The 20,934-nt window shown below is 65.9% G+C and carries 18 protein-coding genes; 10 read left to right on the top strand and 8 right to left on the bottom strand.

All coding sequences use genetic code 11. The annotated features are described in order from the left end of the window. Nucleotides 1–28 precede the first annotated feature (28 nt). Nucleotides 29–1,828, bottom strand: a complete 1,800-nt coding sequence (locus LFL96_RS13100) for a methyl-accepting chemotaxis protein (protein WP_280995659.1) — start codon at nt 1,826–1,828, stop codon at nt 29–31. Nucleotides 1,829–2,222: 394 nt separating this feature from the next. Next, the gene (locus LFL96_RS13095; protein ID WP_280995658.1) at nt 2,223–3,614 is read right to left on the bottom strand and encodes a PLP-dependent aminotransferase family protein; all 1,392 of its coding nucleotides are present in this window, start codon (nt 3,612–3,614) and stop codon (nt 2,223–2,225) included. A gap of 352 nt (nt 3,615–3,966) precedes the next feature. On the opposite strand from LFL96_RS13095, the gene LFL96_RS13090 reads away from it, so the two are divergent. Genes LFL96_RS13090 through LFL96_RS13060 form a run of 7 tightly spaced genes read left to right on the top strand, consistent with a single transcriptional unit; the run spans nt 3,967 to nt 9,893 of the window. After that, a complete protein-coding gene (locus LFL96_RS13090; protein ID WP_280995657.1) occupies nt 3,967–4,449 on the top strand; it encodes an MSMEG_0572/Sll0783 family nitrogen starvation response protein in 483 nt (160 codons plus the stop codon). A 37-nt stretch (nt 4,450–4,486) separates the two neighbouring features. Then, nucleotides 4,487–5,518, top strand: a complete 1,032-nt coding sequence (locus tag LFL96_RS13085; protein ID WP_281000738.1) for a Nit6803 family nitrilase — start codon at nt 4,487–4,489, stop codon at nt 5,516–5,518. After that, on the top strand, nt 5,469–6,581 hold the full coding sequence (locus tag LFL96_RS13080) for an MSMEG_0568 family radical SAM protein (protein ID WP_280995656.1): 1,113 nt from the start codon (nt 5,469–5,471) through the stop codon (nt 6,579–6,581). Before LFL96_RS13085 ends, LFL96_RS13080 begins: the two co-directional genes overlap by 50 nt. 2 nt (nt 6,582–6,583) lie before the next feature. After that, complete coding sequence (locus LFL96_RS13075) at nt 6,584–7,258, top strand: MSMEG_0567/Sll0786 family nitrogen starvation N-acetyltransferase (protein ID WP_280995655.1); 675 nt, start codon at nt 6,584–6,586, stop codon at nt 7,256–7,258. Beyond that, the gene (locus tag LFL96_RS13070; RefSeq protein ID WP_280995654.1) at nt 7,255–8,283 is read left to right on the top strand and encodes a sll0787 family AIR synthase-like protein; all 1,029 of its coding nucleotides are present in this window, start codon (nt 7,255–7,257) and stop codon (nt 8,281–8,283) included. The genes LFL96_RS13075 and LFL96_RS13070 overlap by 4 nt, the downstream gene beginning before the upstream one ends. Nucleotides 8,284–8,292: 9 nt before the next feature. Next, nucleotides 8,293–8,577 (top strand): MSMEG_0570 family nitrogen starvation response protein, encoded by a 285-nt coding sequence (locus LFL96_RS13065; protein WP_280995653.1) that lies wholly within the window; start codon nt 8,293–8,295, stop codon nt 8,575–8,577. 26 nt (nt 8,578–8,603) lie between these two features. Beyond that, nucleotides 8,604–9,893, top strand: a complete 1,290-nt coding sequence (locus LFL96_RS13060) for an MSMEG_0569 family flavin-dependent oxidoreductase (protein ID WP_280995652.1) — start codon at nt 8,604–8,606, stop codon at nt 9,891–9,893. A gap of 162 nt (nt 9,894–10,055) precedes the next feature. On the opposite strand, the gene LFL96_RS13055 is transcribed toward LFL96_RS13060, so the two are convergent. From LFL96_RS13055 to LFL96_RS13040, 4 genes are all read right to left on the bottom strand, one after another. Continuing rightward, nucleotides 10,056–12,167, bottom strand: coding sequence for a phospholipase C, phosphocholine-specific (locus LFL96_RS13055; RefSeq protein WP_280995651.1), 2,112 nt, complete (start codon nt 12,165–12,167; stop codon nt 10,056–10,058). An 81-nt stretch (nt 12,168–12,248) separates the two neighbouring features. Then, on the bottom strand, nt 12,249–12,623 hold the full coding sequence (locus LFL96_RS13050) for a hypothetical protein (protein WP_280995650.1): 375 nt from the start codon (nt 12,621–12,623) through the stop codon (nt 12,249–12,251). A gap of 201 nt (nt 12,624–12,824) precedes the next feature. After that, nucleotides 12,825–13,286, bottom strand: coding sequence for a RidA family protein (locus LFL96_RS13045; protein WP_280995649.1), 462 nt, complete (start codon nt 13,284–13,286; stop codon nt 12,825–12,827). A 68-nt stretch (nt 13,287–13,354) separates the two neighbouring features. Further along, on the bottom strand, nt 13,355–14,239 hold the full coding sequence (locus LFL96_RS13040) for an IclR family transcriptional regulator (RefSeq protein ID WP_280995648.1): 885 nt from the start codon (nt 14,237–14,239) through the stop codon (nt 13,355–13,357). A 118-nt stretch (nt 14,240–14,357) separates the two neighbouring features. Here LFL96_RS13040 and LFL96_RS13035 point away from each other — a divergent pair, with 118 nt between their 5' ends. The 3 genes from LFL96_RS13035 (at nt 14,358) to LFL96_RS13025 (ending at nt 18,329) form a co-directional block, all read left to right on the top strand. Then, nucleotides 14,358–15,557: an aminotransferase class V-fold PLP-dependent enzyme gene (locus LFL96_RS13035; RefSeq protein ID WP_280995647.1), complete on the top strand. Its 1,200-nt coding sequence runs from the start codon at nt 14,358–14,360 to the stop codon at nt 15,555–15,557. Nucleotides 15,558–15,751: 194 nt separating this feature from the next. Continuing rightward, entirely contained in the window at nt 15,752–16,870 is a 1,119-nt protein-coding gene (locus tag LFL96_RS13030; RefSeq protein WP_280995646.1) for a porin, read from the top strand. Between the two features lie 88 nt (nt 16,871–16,958). Further along, nucleotides 16,959–18,329: a gluconate:H+ symporter gene (locus LFL96_RS13025; RefSeq protein WP_280995645.1), complete on the top strand. Its 1,371-nt coding sequence runs from the start codon at nt 16,959–16,961 to the stop codon at nt 18,327–18,329. A 29-nt stretch (nt 18,330–18,358) separates the two neighbouring features. Here the strand turns inward: LFL96_RS13025 and LFL96_RS13020 are convergent, their stop codons facing one another. Continuing rightward, complete coding sequence (locus LFL96_RS13020; RefSeq protein WP_280995644.1) at nt 18,359–19,213, bottom strand: alpha/beta hydrolase; 855 nt, start codon at nt 19,211–19,213, stop codon at nt 18,359–18,361. Between the two features lie 8 nt (nt 19,214–19,221). Then, nucleotides 19,222–20,814: a benzoate-CoA ligase family protein gene (locus tag LFL96_RS13015; protein WP_280995643.1), complete on the bottom strand. Its 1,593-nt coding sequence runs from the start codon at nt 20,812–20,814 to the stop codon at nt 19,222–19,224. Nucleotides 20,815–20,934 lie beyond the last annotated feature (120 nt).

The raw sequence follows: 20,934 nt of genomic DNA, 5'->3' as shown, positions 1-20,934 counted from the left end.
TCGGCTTACCGGTAGTACGTGTTTCTTGTTAGTCCAGCTTGAATTGCGTGACCGCGCCCGCGAGGCTTACCGCCTGGCTTTGCAATGCGGCGGCGGCCGCGGTCGATTGCTCGACCAGCGCGGCGTTCTGCTGAACCATTTCGTCGAGCTGGCTGACCGCGCGATTCACTTCCTGAATGCCGCGCGTCTGTTCGTTCGCGGCCTGAGTGATCTCGGAGATGATGGTGGTCACGTTGGCGACGTTGCTGACGATTTCGGTCATCGTCTCGCCGGCCTGGCGCACCTGACCCGAGCCCGACGTGACGCTTGCCACCGTCGATTCGATCAGCGCCTTGATTTCCTTGGCGGCCTGCGCGCTGCGTTGCGCGAGGCTGCGCACTTCACCGGCCACGACCGCGAAACCGCGGCCCTGTTCGCCGGCACGGGCTGCTTCCACCGCCGCGTTCAACGCGAGAATGTTGGTCTGGAACGCGATCCCATCGATCACGCCGATGATATCGGCGATCTTCACCGACGCGTGTTCGATTTCGCCCATAGTCGTAATCACTTCGGCGATCACCACGCCGCCGCGAGATGCGACATGCGATGCGGAGACGGCGGAGTCGTCGGCCTGCTTCGCGGCGCTCGCCGACTGCGTGACGGTCGACGTAATTTCTTCCATCGATGCGGCCGTTTGCTGCAGGCTCGCCGCCGCCGATTCGGTGCGGCCCGACAGATCGACGTTGCCCGCGGCGATTTCATTCGCGGCGACACGCACCGATTCGCTCGCGTCGCGAATCTGCCGCATCACGTGGCTCAGTTTGTCGATGAAGGTGTTGAACGAGCGCGCGATCTGCGCGACTTCGTCGTTGCCTTCGGCCGGCAGACGCTGGGTCAGATCGCCTTCGCCCGAGCCGATCGCGTCCATCGCGTCGCGCACGTTCGACAGGCGCTTGAACGACACGGCGGTGACCGCGGCCACGATCGCGGCCGCGATGCCGGCGATCACGATCAGCGCGATCAGCGAGGCGGTCAGCAGCGAACGCATGCCGGCGGTCGCTTCGGCCTTGTCGAGCGCGACCACCGCGTACCAGTCGGTGCCCGGAATCGCCTGGGCGCGCAGCAGTTTGGCGCTGCCGTTCACGTCGACTTCGAGCGGATGCTCGGCGCCGAACAGCGCCGCCAGTTTGTCGCTGGTCAGGGCCGGGGCGATATCGGAGACCGGCTTCAGGGTCAGCTTCGCATCCGGATGCGCGACGATATGACCGCTCGCGTCGATCAACATGCCGAAGCTCGCGGGCGTCGGATGAATCGCCTTGACGTTGGCGATCACGCTGTCCATCGCGACGTCGCCGGAGACCACGCCCTTGACCGCGCCGTCGCGCACCACCGGCACCGCGAACGCGACCACCAGCTTGCCCGTGCCCACGTCGACGTACGGCGGCGTGACGACCGGCTTGCCCGCGGCGGCGGCCTGCTTGTACCACGGACGGCTGGTCGGATCGTAGTCGGGCGGAATGCCGGCGGGGTCGGAGAATTTGGTGGTCTTGTCCGCATAGCCCACGTACACGTTGGTGAACTTGCCCGCGGCGGCGATCTGCTTGAGCGCCGCGGTCGGATCGGGTTGCAGCACCGTGTCCTGCAACGACTTGATCATCTGGCTGTGCGTGACGACCCAGTCGTCGATCCCGTCCGCGTGACCGCTTTCGACTGCATTCAGACTGCTTTCGATCGCGTCGGCGTTGTACGAATTGGCGACGACATAGTTGAGCGCCGCGTTGGTGGCGAGTGCAACCACAACGATGGCGACGCACAGGGCGACGATGCGCGCGCGAATGGTAGAGAACATGTCGGGAGTCTTTCGGAGTGAGCAGTGAGCCGTAGTCGGTGAAGCGGGCGCCTCATGGAGGTATACGGCGTGAGCAGTTGGGACTTGAGCAGGTAATGCTTTCAGTTTGTGACAGCGGCCCTGGAAACCTGCCGGCGAGCCGCCCGTGAGCCGCTTGTGGCGGCTGGGCGCGATCCTACACAAAATTTTTCGTCGCGCGGATCTTTTCAGCATGCGCGGAAACCCGCATGGCGCAAGGCGTGGCGAGCTGCTGCACCGGTCACGAAGCGTTGTATTCGTCTGACGATAACGCGTGCAAGTCGACGAAGACCCGTCCTAGACCCGACGAAGACCCGTCCTAGACCCGACGAAGACCCGTCGAAGACGCATCGAAAATCCGCGAAGACAGATCGGTCTACATCACCGGCGAGTGCAGATGATGCGGATGGTCGAGCGTCTCCGCGACGATATGCAAGGCCTCGGCGCATTCGTCGCGCGTCTTCGAACCGCCGAGGCATACGCGCATCGCGTTGGGCGGATTCCCATCGGTCGAGAATGCCGCGCCCGCGACGGCGGCGATGCCCTGGTTGCGCAATTGCAGCGCGAGTTCGGATGCGCTCCAGCCGCTCGCCGCGGGCACCGGCAGCCATAGATGAAAACCGTCCGGATGCGCGTCGAACGGCCACGCTTCGAGTTGCCGCGCGGCGATCGCCTGACGCGCGCGCGACTCGTGACGGATCGCGTTGAGCATGTCGAGCGCGGTGCCGTCGACGATCCATTGCGTGGCGAGCGTCACCGTGAACGGACTCGCCATCACGGTGGTCGCGCGCAGCGCGCCGGCCAGACGCTGCGTTTGCCGGGGCGTCGGCGCATGCAGATGGGCGACGCGCAAGCCGGCGCCGAAACTCTTCGACATACCCGTCACGTAGTAGGTCAACTCGGGCGCGAGCGTGGCGAGCGCATCGGGCGCGCCGTGCGGCAGCATCGCATACGCGTCGTCCTCGATGAGCGGCACGCTGTAGCGCAGCGCGACATCGGCCAGCGCCTCGCGGCGCTGGTGCGTGAGCGTCAGCGTGCTCGGATTCTGCAAGGTCGGATTGCAATAGAACGCGCACGGCTTGTCGGTTTTGCAGAGCGCTTCGAACGCGTGCGCGAGCGGGCCTTCGTCGTCGCGCGGCAGCGCCTGCAGACGCACGCCGAGTTGCGCGGCGATCGCCTTGATGCCCGGATACGCGAGCGTGTCGAGACAGATCGTGCCGCCGGGCCGCGCGAGTTGCGACACCAGCGCCACCAGCGCGCTGTGAATGCCGGGACACACCAGCACGTTCTGCGCATCCGCGTGCGGCACGCGGCGGCGCAGCCACGCGGCGCCCGCGTCGCGATCGGCGGCCGATCCGCCGAAGTCCTGATAACGCAGCAACTGGTAAGGGTCGCACTCGGCCATGCGGCGCGCGGCCGAGTCGCGCAAACGGTTCGCGTAGTCGGGCGGTTCGGGCGGCGTGTTCATCGACATTTCGATGCTGCTGCCGCCCGTGAGCGGCAAGGTCGCGGTGCGCCCGCGCACGAACGTGCCGCTGCCCGCGCGCGAATCGAGCAGGCCGCGCTTGCGAGCCTCCGCGTACGCGCGCGCGACCGTCGTGTAGTTCAGCGCGAGTTCCTCGGCGAGATCGCGCAGACCGGGCAGGCGGTCGCGCGGACGCAGCCGGCCCGTGGCGAGGTCTTCCTCGATCAGATCGGGAATCGCGAGATAGGCCGGCTTGCGAAGGTCGGCGAGACGTTTGATCCAGTGATGGGTCGGGCTATTCATCGTGTGCAGTCTGCGCTTTGGACAGGACGACGGTTGATCGGATCGATGCGCGCGCAATGATCGGATTGATCGCCCGTGGTGAATGACTGCACCACGCCGACACGCGTTCACCACGCAATCGCACCCGGCTGGTGCGCCGGCAACGCGGCGAAGGCGCCGGCGCGGCCGTGCTGCGCTGTATGCAAACTTCGCACCTAAAAAATTTTGTGTCGGACTTCGAATCGAGGCGGAATTGATTGTCGATTGATCGCATTCGCGCGGCCGATCAATGGCATGGGCGTTGCATTAAGGACCGTGCGTGAGAACTTGAAGCGCGCCGGACTTTACTTAGTGAACCTGATCGGAGAGTGTCATGCCAGCCGTCAATAAACCGCTGCATCAGAAGGGCGACTATCTCGTCGACTACGAGGAGAAAGTCTTCGAGGATGTGAAAGCCGAACCCGGAGAAAAGGCGCTCGTCACGTTTCATACGGTCGCGTTCGAAGGCTCGATCGGCTTCGTCAACATGCTGCAGGCCACGCGTCTGCAACGCAAGGGCTTCGAGACCTCGGTGCTGCTGTATGGGCCGGGCGTCACGCTCGGTCTGCAACGCGGCTTCCCGACACTCGGCGACGAGGCGTTTCCCGGTCACCTGAACTTCAACAAGCAACTGACGAAGTTCATGGAAGAGGGCGGCAAGGTCTACGCGTGCCGCTTTGCATTGCAGGCGCTCTACGGGCATGGCGAGGCTTCGCTGATCGAGGGCATCCGCCCGATCAATCCGCTCGACGTGCTCGATCTGCAGCTACTGCATCGCAAGGACAACGCACTGGTCATTCACACATGGACGGTCTGACGGAGCGCGGGTGATCACCATGGCCGAGAAATCAGACATGCCCGGCAAACGCGTGGTGCGAGCCGCCGCGGTGCAGATCGCACCCGACTTCGAACGCGCCGGCGGCACGCTCGACAAGGTGTGCGAGGCGATCGGCAAGGCCGCGCGCGAAGGCGTGCAACTGATCGTCTTTCCCGAGACCTTCGTGCCGTATTACCCGTACTTTTCGTTCGTGAGGCCGCCGGTCGCATCCGGCGCCGAGCACATGAAGCTGTACGAGCAGGCCGTGGTGGTGCCCGGTCCGGTCACGCAGGCGGTGGCCGAGCAGGCGCGGTTGCATCGCATGGTCGTGGTGCTCGGCGTCAACGAACGCGATCACGGCAGTCTCTACAACACGCAACTGATCTTCGACGTGGACGGCCGCCTGCTGCTCAAGCGCCGCAAGATCACGCCGACGTTTCACGAACGGATGATCTGGGGGCAGGGCGACGCGGCCGGCTTGACAGTTGCGCACACGGCGCTCGGGCGGGTCGGCGCGCTCGCCTGCTGGGAGCATTACAACCCGCTCGCGCGCTATGCGCTGATGACGCAGCACGAAGAGATTCATTGCAGCCAGTTCCCGGGTTCGCTGGTGGGGCCGATCTTCGCCGATCAGATCGAGGTGACGATCCGTCATCACGCGCTGGAGTCGGGCTGCTTCGTCGTCAATGCGACCGGTTGGCTGAGCGAGGCGCAGATTGCCTCGGTGAGCGCCGACCCGGGTTTGCAGAAGGCGCTGCGTGGCGGCTGCAATACCGCGATCGTGTCGCCGGAAGGGCAGCACCTCGCGCCGCCGTTGCGCGAGGGCGAGGGCATGGTGATCGCCGATCTCGACATGGCGTTGATCACCAAGCGCAAGCGGATGATGGATTCGGTCGGCCATTACGCGCGTCCCGAGTTGCTGAGTCTCGCGATCAACCGGCGGCCCGCCGGAACCGTCGCGCCGATGCCGGCGTGGTCCGGCGCCGCCGATACCGATTTCCTTTCCACCGGAGAAGGCGATGAACGCCAGCGAGACGCCGTCGGCCGCGAGCCGGCAATTGATGACTGAGTTGCAGTCGGCCGGCCTGCGGCTGGTGTCGCCGGATGCGGGCGCGGCAAGCCGCCGGGGCGGCGCGGGGCCGTCCGACCACAAGGCCGTGACGGTGGACGGCGTGACGATCATGGTGCCCGTGCATACGAGCAGCGCATGGCATTCGCCGTTCGTCGCGCAGACGCCGGACGCGGCGGGCACGAGCGCGCTGCTGCGCGGCACGATCCCGATCGCCAGCGTGAGCTTTCCGAAGGCGCCGCGTTTCTACGCCATGCAGACGCTCGACGGCGTGCCGTACGCGCAGATCGCCACGCTGCACGGCGCGGACGTACTGGCGACCACGGTATTGCAGACCTGCATCCGCTACGAGAGCCGCCGCAAGAGTTGCAAGTTCTGCGCGATCGGCCAGTCGCTCGCGGCGGGCCGCACGATCGCGCGCAAGACGCCGGAGCAACTGGCGGAAGTGGCGCGCGCGGCGGTGTTGCTCGACGGCGTGAAGCACATGGTGCTGACCACGGGTACGCCGCCGACGCCGGATCGCGGCGCGCAGATACTGTGCGACAGCGCGTTCGCGATCAAGGCCGCGGTGGATCTGCCGATCCAGGCGCAATGCGAACCGCCCGACGACGACCGCTGGTTCGCGCGCATGAAGGCGAGCGGCATCGATACGCTCGGCATGCATCTGGAAGTGGTGACGCCCGCGCTGCGCGAACGCATCATGCCGGGCAAGGCGAGCGTGCCGCTGTCGCGCTACATGGATGCGTTCAAGGCGGCGGTCGCGGTGTTCGGGCGCGGACAGGTCAGCACCTACCTGCTCGCGGGCCTGGGCGATAGCGCGGAAGCGATGCTCGCGATGTCGCGCGAGTTGATCGCGCTCGGCGTGTATCCGTTCGTGGTGCCGTTCGTGCCGATCAGCGGCACGCCGCTCGAAGATCATCCCGCACCGACGCCGGCATTCATGAAGACCGTGTTGCAACCGCTCGGCGCGATGCTGAAAGAGGCGGCGATGCGTTCGTCGGATATCAAGGCTGGCTGCGGCAAATGCGGCGCGTGTTCGTCGCTTTCATCGTACGAGGTGTGAGCATGTTTGGTGAAGCGATTGCCGGTCTGGCGCCGGATGCGGAAGCCCGGAGCGGGCGCGTCAGCGATGAACGCCACGCGCCTCGCATTCCCGCTACGCCTTATACGCCGAACGAATTCCGCATCAAGTGGACCACGCTCGACTGGGAAGCGGAGCAGGCGTTCCGCTTGCGGCGCGCGGTGTTCTGCATCGAGCAGGGCATTTTCGTCGGCGACGATCGCGACGAGATCGACCGCCACGCGCAGCAACTGGTCGCGCTCAGTTGCGTGGCCGGCATGCCGGAGCAGGTGGTGGGCACCGTGCGCATTCATCGCGATCGCGGCAACGTGTGGTTCGGTTCGCGGCTGGCGGTGCACGCGGCGTTCCGGCGTCACGGCAAGATCGGCGCGACGCTGATCCGGCTCGCAGTCAGCAGCGCGCATGCGCTGGGTTGCGAGACCTTCCTCGCCCATGTACAGAGCCAGAACGTGCCGCTCTTTAACGCGATGCATTGGGACACGCTCGCGGAGGAAACGCTGCTCGGCCGTCCGCATCATTTGATGCGGGCGCAACTGGATTGGTATCCGCCGTGCACCACGCCGAACGGCGGTTTTGTCACGCGCACGCAGGTCGTGTCTCCACGAGCGGAAGCCACAACCTCGGACGCGGCCGAGGTTGGCGCACGGAGCGCGGCATGAGTGTCGCCGAACTGGTCGCCGGTCTGCGCGCGAGTCGCGGCTTTCTGCACAAGACCGATATCGCCGGCGTGGTCGATGCGCTGGCGAGACGTCTGCCGCGCGGCGCCCGCGATCTCGATCAGGCGGTCGCGCTCGGCGACGACTGCGCGGCGCTCGCGGAGGGCGACGGCTATCTGCTGTTCGCGATCGAAGGCATGGTCAGCGATTTCGTCGACGCGATGCCGTGGTTCGCGGGCTACAGCAGCGTGATGGTCAACGTCAGCGATATCTATGCGATGGGCGGCCGTCCGCTGGCCGTGGTGGATGCGTTGTGGAGCCCGGGCCTCGGCGCGGCGGAAGACGTGCTGGCTGGCATGGCCGCGGCCGCCACCGCGTATGGCGTGCCGATTGTCGGCGGTCATACGAATACGCGCAGCGAGGCCGCGCAACTGGCGGTGTCGATCGTTGGCCGCGCGAAGACCTTGCTGTCGAGTTTTCACGCGAAGCCGGGCGACCGTTTGATGATGGCGGCCGATTTGCGCGGACGCTTCGAAGAACCGTATCCGTTCTGGAATGCGTCGACCGGTGCGCCGCCGGAACGTCTGCGCGGCGATCTCGACGTGTTGCCGCATCTCGCGGAAAGCGGGCTGTGCGATGCGGCGAAGGACATCAGCATGGCGGGCGCGCTCGGTACCGCGTTGATGTTGCTCGAGTGCTCGCAGGTGGGCGCGCGCATCGACCTCGAACGGATTCCGAAACCGGATGACGTGCCGTTGTCGCGTTGGGTGACGGCGTTTCCGAGCTTCGGCTATCTGCTGTCGGTGCGTGAACATCACGTGGAGGCGGTACAGGCGCTGTTCGACGAACGCTCGCTCGCGTGTTCGGTGATCGGTGTGGTTCACGCGCCGCGTCAGGTGATTCTGCATCGGCGGGAAGAGACGGCGGTGTTGTGGGACTTCGAGCGTGAAGCGTTCATGGCCGGCGAAGGTGATAGCGAACGACCCGCGATGCAACCGCCGGACGATGCGTTGCCCGCCACGCGTTGAGGAATCGCGATGCCCGTCACTCACTTTCATATTCAATGGCCCGACGGCGAAGAGGCGAGCTGCTATTCGCCGTCGCGCGTGGTCGGCGAGTTCTTCTCGGCGGGCGACGTGTACGCGCTCGACGAATTCGTCGCCCGTTCGCGGCAGGCGCTCGGCATCGCGTCGGAGCGGGTGCGCGAGAAATACGGCTTCGCGTGTTCGGCCGCGCTGGATCAGCTCGCGCAGATCGAACGCGATGCGGCGCGCTATCGCGACCGGCCCGGCGCGACGGTCAGGATTATCGGTTTCAGCTAGCCGCTCATTTTCGTAGAGGACGCATCATGTCGAATCGAGAACAACCCGCGCGCGCCGATGGACATTACAGCGTGCTCGTCGTCGGCGGCGGGCAGGCGGGTCTGTCGATCAGCTATTACCTGACGCAGGCCGGCATCGATCATCTGGTCGTCGAGAAGAACACGGTCACGCACACCTGGCGCGAACAGCGCTGGGACGCGTTCTGTCTGGTCACGCCGAACTGGCAATGCGCGCTGCCCGGTTATCCGTATCGCGGCGACGATCCGCACGGCTTCATGAAGAAGGACGAGATCGTCGCGTACCTCGACGGATTCATCGAACATGTCGGCGCGCCGGTGCTCGAACGCACCGAAGTCAAACGCGCGAAACGGCGCGACGACGGCGTATATGCGATCGCGACGACGCAGGGCGACTTCACCGCCGATCGACTGGTGGTGGCCGCTGGCGGCTATCACACGCCGATCGTGCCGCGCCTCGCCGAGCGCTTGCCCGCGCGGATCGTGCAGATGCAGTCGTCCGCGTATCGCAACCCGCGGGCGTTGCCCGACGGCGTGGTGATGGTGGTCGGCACGGGACAATCCGGCGCGCAGATTGCCGAGGATCTGCATCTGGCCGGACGCAAGGTGGTGCTCGCGGTCGGCGAGGCGCCACGTTGCGCGCGCTTCTATCGCGGCCGCGACGTGGTCGACTGGCTCGCCGACATGCAGTATTACGACATGCCGGTCGAACAGCATCCGCTGCGCGAAGGGGTGCGCGATAACACCAATCACTACGTGACCGGCCGCGACGGCGGACGCGATATCGATCTGCGCCGGTTCGCCGCCGAGGGCATGGAGTTGTATGGCCGCCTCGACGATCTGCGCGACGGCCGCTTTCATTTCGCGCCGACGCTGGCCGCCAGTCTCGATGCGGCCGACGCCGTGTATAACCGCATCAACGCGAGCATCGACAGCTTCATCGCGAAGCAGGGGATCGATGTGCCGGCCGGCGGCGCGTACGAACCGGTGTGGCAGCCGTCCGGGGAGCGCACGACGCTCGACATCGACGCCAGCGGGATTGCGGCGATCGTCTGGTGCATCGGTTTCACGCCGGATTTCAGCTGGCTCGACGCGCCAGTGTTCAACGGACGCGGTTATCCGGCCCATGCGCGCGGCGTGACGCCGATCGACGGCTTGTATTTCGTCGGACTGCCATGGCTGCATACGTGGGGATCGGGGCGCTTCTCGGGGATTGCGCGCGACGCCGAGTTCATCGTGCAGACCATCGCGGACGAGGCAGGCAAACGCGAGTCGCGAACGACGGCCGTGGCGGCGTGATGTCATGACGGCTCGATGAAAAAACGGCCGCCGCGAATCGAGTCGCGGCGGCCGTTTCGTTCAGCGTGTTTCGGGCGGTTCAAGCGGCTAAAGCGGTTCGAGCGGTTCAAGCGGCGAGCCGGAACACCAACCCGAAGCGCCGCCTCGACTCAGCGCCCCAACTTAGCTCCCCAGCGCCGGATCGCTCATGCTGCTCTTGCCCGTTTCCACGTGACCGGCAAGGCGCCGCGCGAACGTCGGGTCCGTATCGACGGTGATCGCCAGGTCGTACCAGCCGTGCGCATTGCGCAGATCGAGGTAGACCTGATCCGTATCGCCGCCGCGCACCGAGTGCTTGATCGGCTTGCCGGCGTCGTACGCGTTGACGATCGTGAACGTGCAGCGCGCGCTGCCGACGTTTTCCAGACGCAATTGCAGATTGCCGTTCGACACGTCATAGCCTTCGGCCACTTCCGGACGCGCGATGTCCGACCCGTTCCACCAGCTGCGCGCGACCGGCTTGCCCGCGAAGCGGCGCAGGAACCCGTTCGGACCGTACACGGTGAAGTCGTACGTGCCGTCGGCGTTGCACGGCAGTTGATCCTGAAGCCGCTTGCCGGCTTCGACCGTGTACGTGCGCGGCGCGTCGCTGCTGTTGGCGGCGTACACGAGAAACACCGCACCCGTGCGGCCCGTATTGACGAAGCGCATGGTCAGCTTGTTGGCCGAACCTTCGCCATGCACGCGCACGAACAGTTCGTACGGCAACGCGCGCGCCGGACGCACGCCGGGCTCCTGCTTCGGCACCGCCTGCACCGCCGGCGGCAGCGGCACGTAGTCCGGATGACGGTTCTGATCCGGCGGCACGTAGCCGCTCGTGCTCGGCAGCGTCGGGAACGCGTCGTTCGGGTTGCTGAAGTTGAAGGCCGACATCAGGTCGCCGCACACCGCGCGGCGCCACGGCGTGATGTTCGATTCGCCGAGGTTATGGTCGTGGCCGAAACGCTTTTCGATGAAGCGGATCACCGACGTATGGTCGAACAGTTCCGAGCACACGTAGCCGCCCTTCGACCACGGCGACACCACCAGCATCGGCACGCGCGGGCCGAGGCCGTACGGGCCTGCCGGCGTGCTGCCGCTGCCGGCGTAGATTTCGTTGCTGGTGTCGACGGTGGACAGACCGTTTGCGCTCGACGCCGGCGCGAACGGCGGCGCCATGTGGTCGAAGAAGCCGTCGTTCTCGTCGTAGTTGATCAGCAGCACGGTCTTGCTCCACACCTCGGGGTTCGACGTGAGAATCTGCAACACCTGATCGATGTACCACGCGCCGTAATTCGACGGCCAGTTCGGATGCTCGGAATACGCTTCCGGCGCGACGATCCACGACACTTGCGGCAGCGCGTTGTTCTGCACGTCGCGCTTGAGGATGTCGAAGTAGCCGTCGCTCTGCGCGGCGTTGGTGCCCGTGCGCGCGTTGTCGTACAGCGGATTGCCCGGCTGCGCGTTGCGGTACTGGTTGAAGTAGAGCAGCGAGTTGTCGCCGTAGTTGCCGATGTACGGATTCTGCGTCCAGCCCCACGAGCCACTCGCGTTCAGACCCGTGCCCATGTCCTGATAGATCTTCCACGTGATGCCCGCGCTTTGCAGCACTTCCGGGTACGTGGACCAGCCGTAGCCGAGTTCCGAGTTGTCGATCACGGGGCCGCCGCCGCTGCCGTCGTTGCCGACCCAGCCGCTCCACATGTAGTAGCGGTTCGGATCGGTCGGGCCCATCAGCGAACAGTGGTACGCGTCGCAGATCGTGAAGGCGTCGGCGAGTTGATAGTGGAACGGAATGTCGTCGCGCGTCAGGTAGGCCATCGTCGTGGTGCCCTTGGCGGGCACCCACTGATCGTAGCGGCCGCCGTTCCAGGCTGCGTGCGTGCTGGTCCAGTCGTGCGCGAGATCCTGCAGGAATTGCAGGCCGAGGTTCGGCGCGCTCGGGCGGAACGGCAGCACGTAACCCGCATCCGCGGCGAGCGGTTGGTACCACACCGGCTGACCGTTCGGCAGGTTGATCGCGCGCGTATCGCCGAAACCGCGCACGCCCTTCAGCGTGCCGAAGTAGTGGTCGAACGAACGGTTTTCCTGCATCAGCACGACGATGTGCTCGACATCGCGGATCGTGCCGGTCTTGTTGTTCGCCGGAATGGCGAGGGCGTTGCGGATGCCCAGCGGCAACATGCTTAGCGCGGTGGCGGAACCGGCGGCATGCGCGGCGGAGCGCAGAAAATCACGGCGATTTTTTGAGGTCATGGTATGGGCGGTCGATCTTCGAAAGAGGAACGAGGCACCCGGCGCGCGAGCGTGAGCCATGCGCCGGGCAAGGCGCGAAACTCAATCCACGGTGTGGATGACGGGCGTGGCGAGCGGCGTCGACGCGGCGGCGGACAATGCCGGGTCGGCGCTTGAGGCGGGCAGTGCTGGACTTTGAATCGCGAGTGCTGCGGGTGCGGGTGCTACGGATGCGGGGTTCGCCGACAACTGCGCGGCGCCGGGGCCGTTCGCGTTGTCGTTGCTCGTGCTGGCGTTGCCATTCGCGCCGTCGTTGCCGGCGGTCATCGCGTTGGCGTTCGTCTGACCGCGGGCCGGCGCGTCGTCGTCGTTGCCGCAGGCGCTCAGCGTGCAAAGCGTGCACAGCGCGGCGGCGAACAGCCCGTAAGTCAAACGTTTGCGATGCGAGGAAACTGTCGGCTTCGACGCAAAGGACATGGCAATGTCTCCAGCACGGGGGGAGCGCCGGGGCAGTCATGTGCCCAGGTCAGCGATGCCGAAGGATAGTCGCTGACCTGTGTAACTTTTGTGAAGTATTGGTGAGTTGGGGAAAATTGAGGAAATAAGTATTGCAGCGGCGGCGCAACCACCAGACTGCAAACCGGCCCGCGAGCGACCCCGCGAACAGCGGACGGAAATTCAGTCCGCGACCGCGACGATCGCCTCGATCTCGACGGTAATATTGCCCGGCAGTGAACCCACGCCGACCGCCGAGCGCGAGTGACGTCCCGCGTCGCCGAACACGTCGACGAACAGATCCGAGCAACCGTTGATCACGCGCGGATGCTCGGTGAAATCCGGCGCCGCGTTGACCATGCCGAGCAGCTTGACGACGCGCTTCACGCGCCGCAGATCGCCGAGTTCGTTGTGCAGCACGGCCAGCAGATTGAGACCGACCAGTTGCGCGTGACGGTACGCTTCTTCCGCGCTGACGGTCGCACCGACCTTGCCGGTGAGCAGTTCGCCGCGTTCGTCGAGCGGCCCCTGGCCGGACAGGAACAGCAGATTGCCCTCGCGCGTGCAGTGCGTGAAGTTGCCGATCGGCGTCGGCACTTGCGGAAGCTTGAGGCCGCGCGTGTGCAGCCGGTCGTAGCAGTTCATCGAATGGAGTCGTGAGGGTGAGCGGTTATCAGGTTGTTTGAACCGGCGTGGATTGGCGTGTGGTTCGGTCAGGCAGCCGGTTCCGCATCGCGGCGGCGCCAGCCGAGGCGCGTTTCGATGCGCGCGGCCACCGTCTGCACGGCTTGCGCGAAACGTTCGGTGCCGAGTTCGGCCTTCGCCTCGGGCATCACGATCGAAATGGTGAACACGCACGCGCCGCTGTTATCCAGCACCGGCGCCGCGAGGCAGGCCACCGACGCGTCCGATTCGCCGATCTGGATCGACAATCTCGCGTCGAGCGCTTCGCGGGCGATCCGCGCGAGCACCTCGGGCCGCGTTTCCGCGCGGCCGGTCGGCGAGCTTTGCGCGTGCTGCGCGAAGAACGCGACGCGCTCGGCGTCCGGCAGATGACCGACCAGCAGCCGGCCCGATGCGGTCCAGTTCAGCGGCACGCGGCTGCCGACCCGCGACGTCACGCGGAAATGTCCCGGCCCCTCGGCCATCTGCTGCACGACCATCATGCCGTCTTCGAGACCGCACACCTGCACGGTCTCCTCGACTTCCGCCGACAGACGCTCCATTTCCTCGTGCGCGACCGCGAAGTAATCGAGCGAACTCGCGTAGGTCAGCCCGTAACCGTACAGCCGCGAGCCGAGCCAGATCGTGCCGTCGAGACGGCGCGCGAGCAGATTCTTGTCCACCAGATCGTTGATGATCGAATACACCGTGGACAGCGGCGCGCCGACCATGCGCGCGACCTCGTACGCGGTGGCGGGGCGGTTCGCCTGCTGGAGCGCGTCGAGAATCTGCACCGCGCGGTCGAGCGCGCTGGTGCGCGTGCGCGGCGCGGGCGTGCCGGCCCCGGCGTGCGCTGGGGTGTCGACGGATGCGGGGTCGACAGGTGTGCTCTCGGCGGAGGTTGCCGACGCGGAAGGTCGGGACGTGCGGGCCATCGTGCTCCTCTGTCGCAGGTTGTTTTTGTCCAGTTGACGCAGGGGGATTGTATGCTAGACTGATCCGTAATTACAACATATATTCCATAATTAAGAAATACCAGGTTGGAGGCGCTTCATGGACATTCGCTCTCGTTATGGCTTACGCGCCGTCATCAATGCCTCGGGCACGATGACGAGTCTGGGCGCGTCCAGCGTCGGCGCGCCGGTGATCGACGCGGTGGCGCACATACTGCCGCACTTCGTCGAGATCGACGATCTGCAACGCAAGGCGTCGGCGGCGATTGCCGATGCGTGCGGCAGCGAGGCCGGCTACGTGAGCGCGTCGTGTTCGGCGGCGATCACGCTGGGCATTGCCGCCGCGATGACCGGCGACGACCTCGGCCTGATCGAGCGACTGCCGGACACCACCGGGCTGCGCAATGAAGTGGTGATCCAGACCGGCCATCTCGTCAATTATGGCGCACCGGTGGATCAGGCGATCCGCCTGTCGGGGGCGCGCGTGGTCCCGGTCGGGGCGGCCACGGAGGCGCACGGTTACCAGTTGAACGCCGCCATCAACGAGCGCACGGCTGCCGCGCTGTATGTCGTCTCGCATCATACGGTGCAGTTCGGGCTGATTCCGTTCGAGGAGTTCGTCGCGCTGGCGCATGCGCGTGGCGTGCCGGTGATCGTCGACGCGGCTTCCGAATACGACCTCAAGCGTTTCATCGCGGCCGGCGCGGATCTCGCGCTGTATTCGGCGCACAAATTTCTCGGCGGCCTGACGGCCGGCATCGTCGCGGGCACGAAAAAGCTGGTCCGTGCCGCGTATTTCCAGAACGGCGGCATCGGCCGCGGCATGAAGGTCGGCAAGGAAGGTATCGTCGGCACGATCGTCGCGCTCGAACAGTGGCGGCAGCGCGATCACGTCGCGGTTCGCGCCCGCGAGCGCGGCTATCTGACGCTGTGGCGCGAATCGCTGAATCGCTGCGACGGCGTGTGGGCGGAAATCGACGCCGATCCGACCGGCAATCCGCTCGACCGTCTGAAATTGCATATCGACCCGAAACAGGCCGGCATCTCCGCATGGGATCTCGCGGATGCGCTCGCGCGTCCGCCCGAGGGCGAGGCGCCGGTGATCGTGCGCGATCACGAAGCGGAACTGCATTTCTTCTTTCTCGACCCGTGCAATCTGCATCCGGGCGAGGAGCAGGTCGTGCTCGCGCGCATTCTGGCCGAGCTGGAACGGGCGCGTGGCGCGGATGAACCGGTCGTCACGCCGTTCCATCGACGCGACGCGCGCCGGCTGGCCGCGCGCCGCAACTGGCCGGACTGAGTCCGGGGCCGAGTCCGGGCCGGAGTATCTTCCGGCGGGTGTTGGCCAACGCCCGCCACATCGATAACTGTGTTGCACCTCCGCGCCGGGCGCCAGTCCGGCGCCGCTTTGACTTGCCTGTTTAGTACTCCAAATATCGCCGGAACACTGCGATGTGACCGGCGTTCGTCACTCTCTCACGACTTGAGGAAACCATGATGCACAAGCAGATCCTTCGTACCACGCTCGCTCTCGCCGCGGCAGGCCTCGCCGCGCAAGCCGCTCACGCGCAAAGCAGCGTGACGCTTTACGGTATCGTCGACGCGGGCTTCACCTTCACGAATAACCAGAAGGGCGACAAGGCCTGGCAGGCGACCCAGGGCAACGTGCAGGGTTCGCGCTGGGGTCTGCTCGGCACGGAAGATCTGGGCGGCGGCAACAAGGTGATGTTCCGCCTCGAGAACGGCTTCAGCCTGGAGTCGGGTGCATCGGGTCAGGGCGGCCGCATGTTCGGCCGCAGCGCATGGGTCGCGCTCGCCAACGACAAGGCCGGCACGATCACGCTGGGCCGTCAGTACAACAGCGTGCAGGACTGTCTGTCGAACCTGCAGATCAACGGCGTCGGCGCGATGAGCCAGTACGGCAACGCGATCTACGACAACGACGACATCAACAACACGTACCGCACCGACAACGCCGTCAAGTACACCACGCCGACCATCGCGGGCTTCACCGCGAACGCGATGTACGCGTTCTCGAATACCGCGGGCGAATTCGCCAACAACCGCGCATGGAGCGTCGGCGCGGACTACGTGAACGGTCCGCTGCGCCTCGACGCGGCGTACTCGCTGGTCAACCAGCCGGCCAGCAACACGGCCGGCGCGGCACCGTCGGATAACTACTACGGCACCAGCTCGTCGATCATCAGCGGCGTGAAGCGCAACCAGGTGTGGGGCGCGGGCGGCGCCTACGTGTTCGGCCCGGCGACCGTCGCGCTGCTGTACACGAACTCGCAATTCCAGTTGCTGACCGGCGGCAGCCTGCGCTTCGCCAACTACGAGGCGAGCCTGAAGTATCAGCTCACGCCGGCCACGCTGCTCGCGCTCGGCTACATCTACACCACTCAGAACGCGAGCGGCACGACCGCGGGCAACGCGCACTACAACCAGCTAAGCGTGGGCGGCGAGTACTTCCTGTCGAAGACCACCGACCTGTACCTGAACGGCATCTACCAGCGCGCGTCCGGCTCGCATGCCTGGGTCGAGGGCATTTCGAATCCGTCGAGCAACAACGGCCAGTTCGTGACCGTCGCCGGCATCCGCCACAAATTCTAAGCACGCGGCCCGCGCCGTCGACGGCAATCGAACCGCCACGCGCTCGACGCGTGCGCGGCGGCGCGGTTCCATCCATTCAGGAGCACCTATGGCGACCGTTCAAGGAAGTCTGTTACTCGTCTATGCGTTGATCGCGATCATCGCGCTGGTCGTGCTGATCGCGCGCTTCAAGATGAATCCGTTCATCACCTTGATGGTGGTGTCGGTGGCGTTGGCGCTGGCTGTCGGCATGCCGGCGACGTCGATTCTCAAGTCGTTCGAAACCGGCGTGGGCGGCACGCTCGGCCATATCGCGATCGTCGTCGGGCTCGGCACGATGCTCGGCAAGATGATGGCCGAGTCGGGCGGCGCGGAGCGGATCGCGCGCACGCTGATCGGTGTGTTCGGACCGAAGAACGTGCATTGGGCGATGATGTGCATCGCGTTTCTGGTCGGCCTGCCGGTGTTTTTCGAAGTCGGTTTCGTGCTGCTGATTCCGATCGCGTTCAACGTCGCGCAACGCACCGGCACGTCGATGATCCGCGTCGGCATTCCGATGGTGGCGGGGCTCTCCGTCGTGCACGGTCTGATTCCACCGCACCCGGCCGCGCTGCTCGCGGTGACCGCGTACAACGCGGACATCGGCCACACGATCTTCTATGCGCTGATCGTCGGGATTCCGACCGCCGCGCTGGCGGGGCCGCTGTTCTCGAAGCTGATCGCGCGGTTCGTCGTGCTCGACGGCGTGAACCCCATGGCGCAGCAGTTCATCGAGCAGGACGCAAAACGTTCGCAGCAGGAACTGCCGGGTTTCGGCATCACGCTGCTGACGGTGTTGCTGCCGGTGCTGCTGATGCTGGTCGGCAGTTGGGCCGACGCGATCGTGCCGGCGAAGTCGACGGCGAACAACGTGCTGCGGCTGATCGGCCATCCGGACATGGCGTTGCTGCTGGCCGTGCTGCTGAGCTTCATCACGTTCGGCAAGGCGCGCGGCTTCAACCGCGAGCAGATCCTCAAGTTCACCAACGAATGTCTCGCGCCGACCGCGAGCATCACGCTGGTGGTGGGCGCGGGCGCGGGCTTCGGGCGCATTCTGATCGACAGCGGCGCGTCGAAGGCGATCGTCGATGTGGCCACCGGCGCGCACGTGCCGCTGCTGATTCTCGCGTGGCTGGTGGCGGCGTTGATTCGTGTGGCGACGGGTTCGGCGACGGTGGCGATGGCCACCGCCGCGGGCATCATCGCGCCGATCGCGGCGGCGGCCGTGGGCACCGCGGGCGGTGTGCGCCCCGAGTTGCTGGTGCTGGCGACCGGCGCGGGGTCGCTGATCCTCTCGCACGTGAACGACGGCGGCTTCTGGCTGGTGAAGGAATACTTCGGAATGACCGTGCCGCAGACGTTCAAGACGTGGACCGTGTGCGAGACGATTATTTCGGTGACGGCGCTGCTGTTGACGTTGGGATTGGCCGCGGTGGTGTGACCGCACTGCTGCGCGATCCGGCGATTGCGCTACCGCTCGACGAACGCCGCGATCGCCTCGTTCAGCGCCTGCGGCGCGTCGCGGTGCGGCGAGTGTCCGCACGCGTCGAGCTTGACGAGCCGCGCGTGCTTCACCTGCCGCGCGATGGTGTCGATCTGCGCCATCGTGCCGTAGTTGTCGTCATGGCCTTGCACTGCCAGCAGCGGCGCGCGGATCGCGGCGAGTTCGTCGACGATCGACCACGACCTGAACGCCGGGTTCAGCCAGATATCGTTCCAGCCATAAAACGCCGAGTCGACATCCGCGTGATAGCGCGCGAGCTTATCGCGCAGATCCGTGGTTTCGTAAAGCTGCCGCGTCTGCGCGATGCTCTCGACCGAGATCGTTTCGACGAACACGTGTGGCGCGATCGCCACCGCGCCGGCCAGCGCATCCGGATGCAGCGCGGCGTACAGTAACGCGATCGAGCCGCCGTCGCTGTGGCCGATCAGCCACATGCGGCGGCGCTCTTTCGCATCGACGTGCAATGCGTCGAGCAGCGCGGGCAGAACGTCGCGCGCCTGCAGCGTCATGAAATCGACCGGCCATCGATCTTCCTGCGCACGCGGCGTCGACTGGCCATAACCGGGCCGCGAGTAGACGAGCCCACGCATGCCCAGCCGTTCGCACAACGCCTGCGGCCAGTCGCGCCACATCGCGAGCGAGCCGAGCCCTTCGTGCAGAAACACGGCGATCGGCGCGTCGCCGGCCGCCTCGTTGATCCAGCGATATTCGATCCGCAGCGCGCCGCGCGAGGCCGTGGCGGGTAGTTCAGCGAAGCGGCCGAGGTTGGCCTTGGCCTTGGCATTGACGCTGACCGGGGTTTCGCTGGCAGGATTGCGCATGGCTGACCTTATGACTGTTCGCGGAGTTTGAAGCGCTGAATTTTACCGGTCGCGGTTTTCGGCAGATCGTCGACGAACACGATATCGCGCGGATACTTGTGCGGCGCGAGCCGTTCCTTGACGAAGGCCTTCAATTCGTCGGCGAGTGCTTCGGACGGCGCCGCGTGGTTCTTCAACACCACGAATGCGCGGGTCTTCACGAGGCCGCCATGATCGACGCCGACCACCGCCGCTTCGAGCACCGCGTCGTGCTGCACCAGCACCATTTCCACTTCCACCGGCGACACGTACTGGCCGCTGACTTTCAGCATGTCGTCGCTACGGCCCGCGTAAACATAGCAGCCGTTCGGCAGGCGGCAATACTTGTCGCCGCTGCGGATCCATTCGCCGAGGAAGGTCGCGCGCGACTTCTCGCGATTGCTCCAGTACATCAGCGCCGCGCTCGGCCCCTTGATATACAGATCGCCGACTTCGCCGTCCGCCACCGCGTGGCCGGCTTCGTCGCGCAGTTCGACTTCGTAGCCCGGCACCGGGCGCCCCGTCGTGCCGTATTCGACCGCGCCCGCGCGATTCGACAGGAAGATATGCAGCATTTCCGTCGAGCCGATGCCGTCGAGAATCTCGCAGCCGAAGTGCGCGGTGAAGCGCTCGCCGATTTCGCGCGGCAACGCTTCGCCCGCCGACGTGCACACGCGCATCGCGACATCCGCGCGCGCGGGCAGGGCAGGCGAGACCAGCATGCTCGCGTAGAGCGTCGGCACGCCGTAGAACACCGTCGGCCGATGCCGCACGAGGCGCGCGAAAATCGCGTCGGCGGTGGGGCGCTCGGCCATCAGCACGGCGGTGGCCCCGACCGACAGCGGAAAGGTCAGCGCGTTGCCGAGTCCGTACGCGAAGAACAGCTTGGCCGCCGAAAACACCACGTCGCTCTCGACGATTCCCAGCACCGGTTTCGCGTACAACTCGGCGGTCCAGTACAGATTCGCGTGCGTGTGGACCGTGCCTTTCGGTTTGCCGGTCGAGCCCGACGAGTACAGCCAGAACGCGATGTCGTCGCAACCGGTCGCGGCGGGTTTGAGCGCGGGCGCGGCCGCATCGATCAGTTCGGCGAGCGTGGGCGTCTGCGGGGTTTCGTCCGCGAGCGCTTGCGAGACGATCAACTGACAGCCGTCGTGATCGGCGGCCGCCATCGCTTCCACGACGTTCGGCAACAGCGCGCGCGATGCGATCACCGCGCGCGCATGGCTGTGCGTGAGCATGTACACGTAGTCGGCGGCGGTGAGCAGCGTGTTCGCGACCACCGGCACCACACCTGCGTAGAGCGCGCCGAGAAATGCGATCGGCAGCTCGACGGTGTCGTGCATGACGAGCAGCACGCGTTCCTCCGGATGCACGCCGAGCGAGCGCAGCGCGCTGGCGAAGCGCCGCGCGCGTGCTTCGAGTTCGCTGTAGGAGGTCGCGCCGTGGTCGTCGAGATAGGCGGCCTTGGCGGCGCGCTCGCGATTCAACGCGAACAGATGCGCGGCGAAATTGAACGACGCGGGCGGCGGCGCGACCGCCGCGGCGGGCTGGTTGGCAGCCGGTTCCAGCAGAGCTTGCATGTGTCTCCTCCAACGGGTGGGGCGGTCCGGCTGTTGTGCGCTCTTGATCCGCTCGATGCGAGTACGTGTTGCCTGTTACGTGTCGGGTGTCGGGTGTTGTGTGTCTCGTGCGCTATGTCT

Origin of the sequence: Paraburkholderia sp. D15 (assembly GCF_029910215.1) — a bacterium.
Lineage (GTDB): Bacteria > Pseudomonadota > Gammaproteobacteria > Burkholderiales > Burkholderiaceae > Paraburkholderia.
The sequence above is the reverse complement of the archived record's forward strand: the minus strand, read 5'-3'. Positions and strand labels throughout refer to the sequence as shown.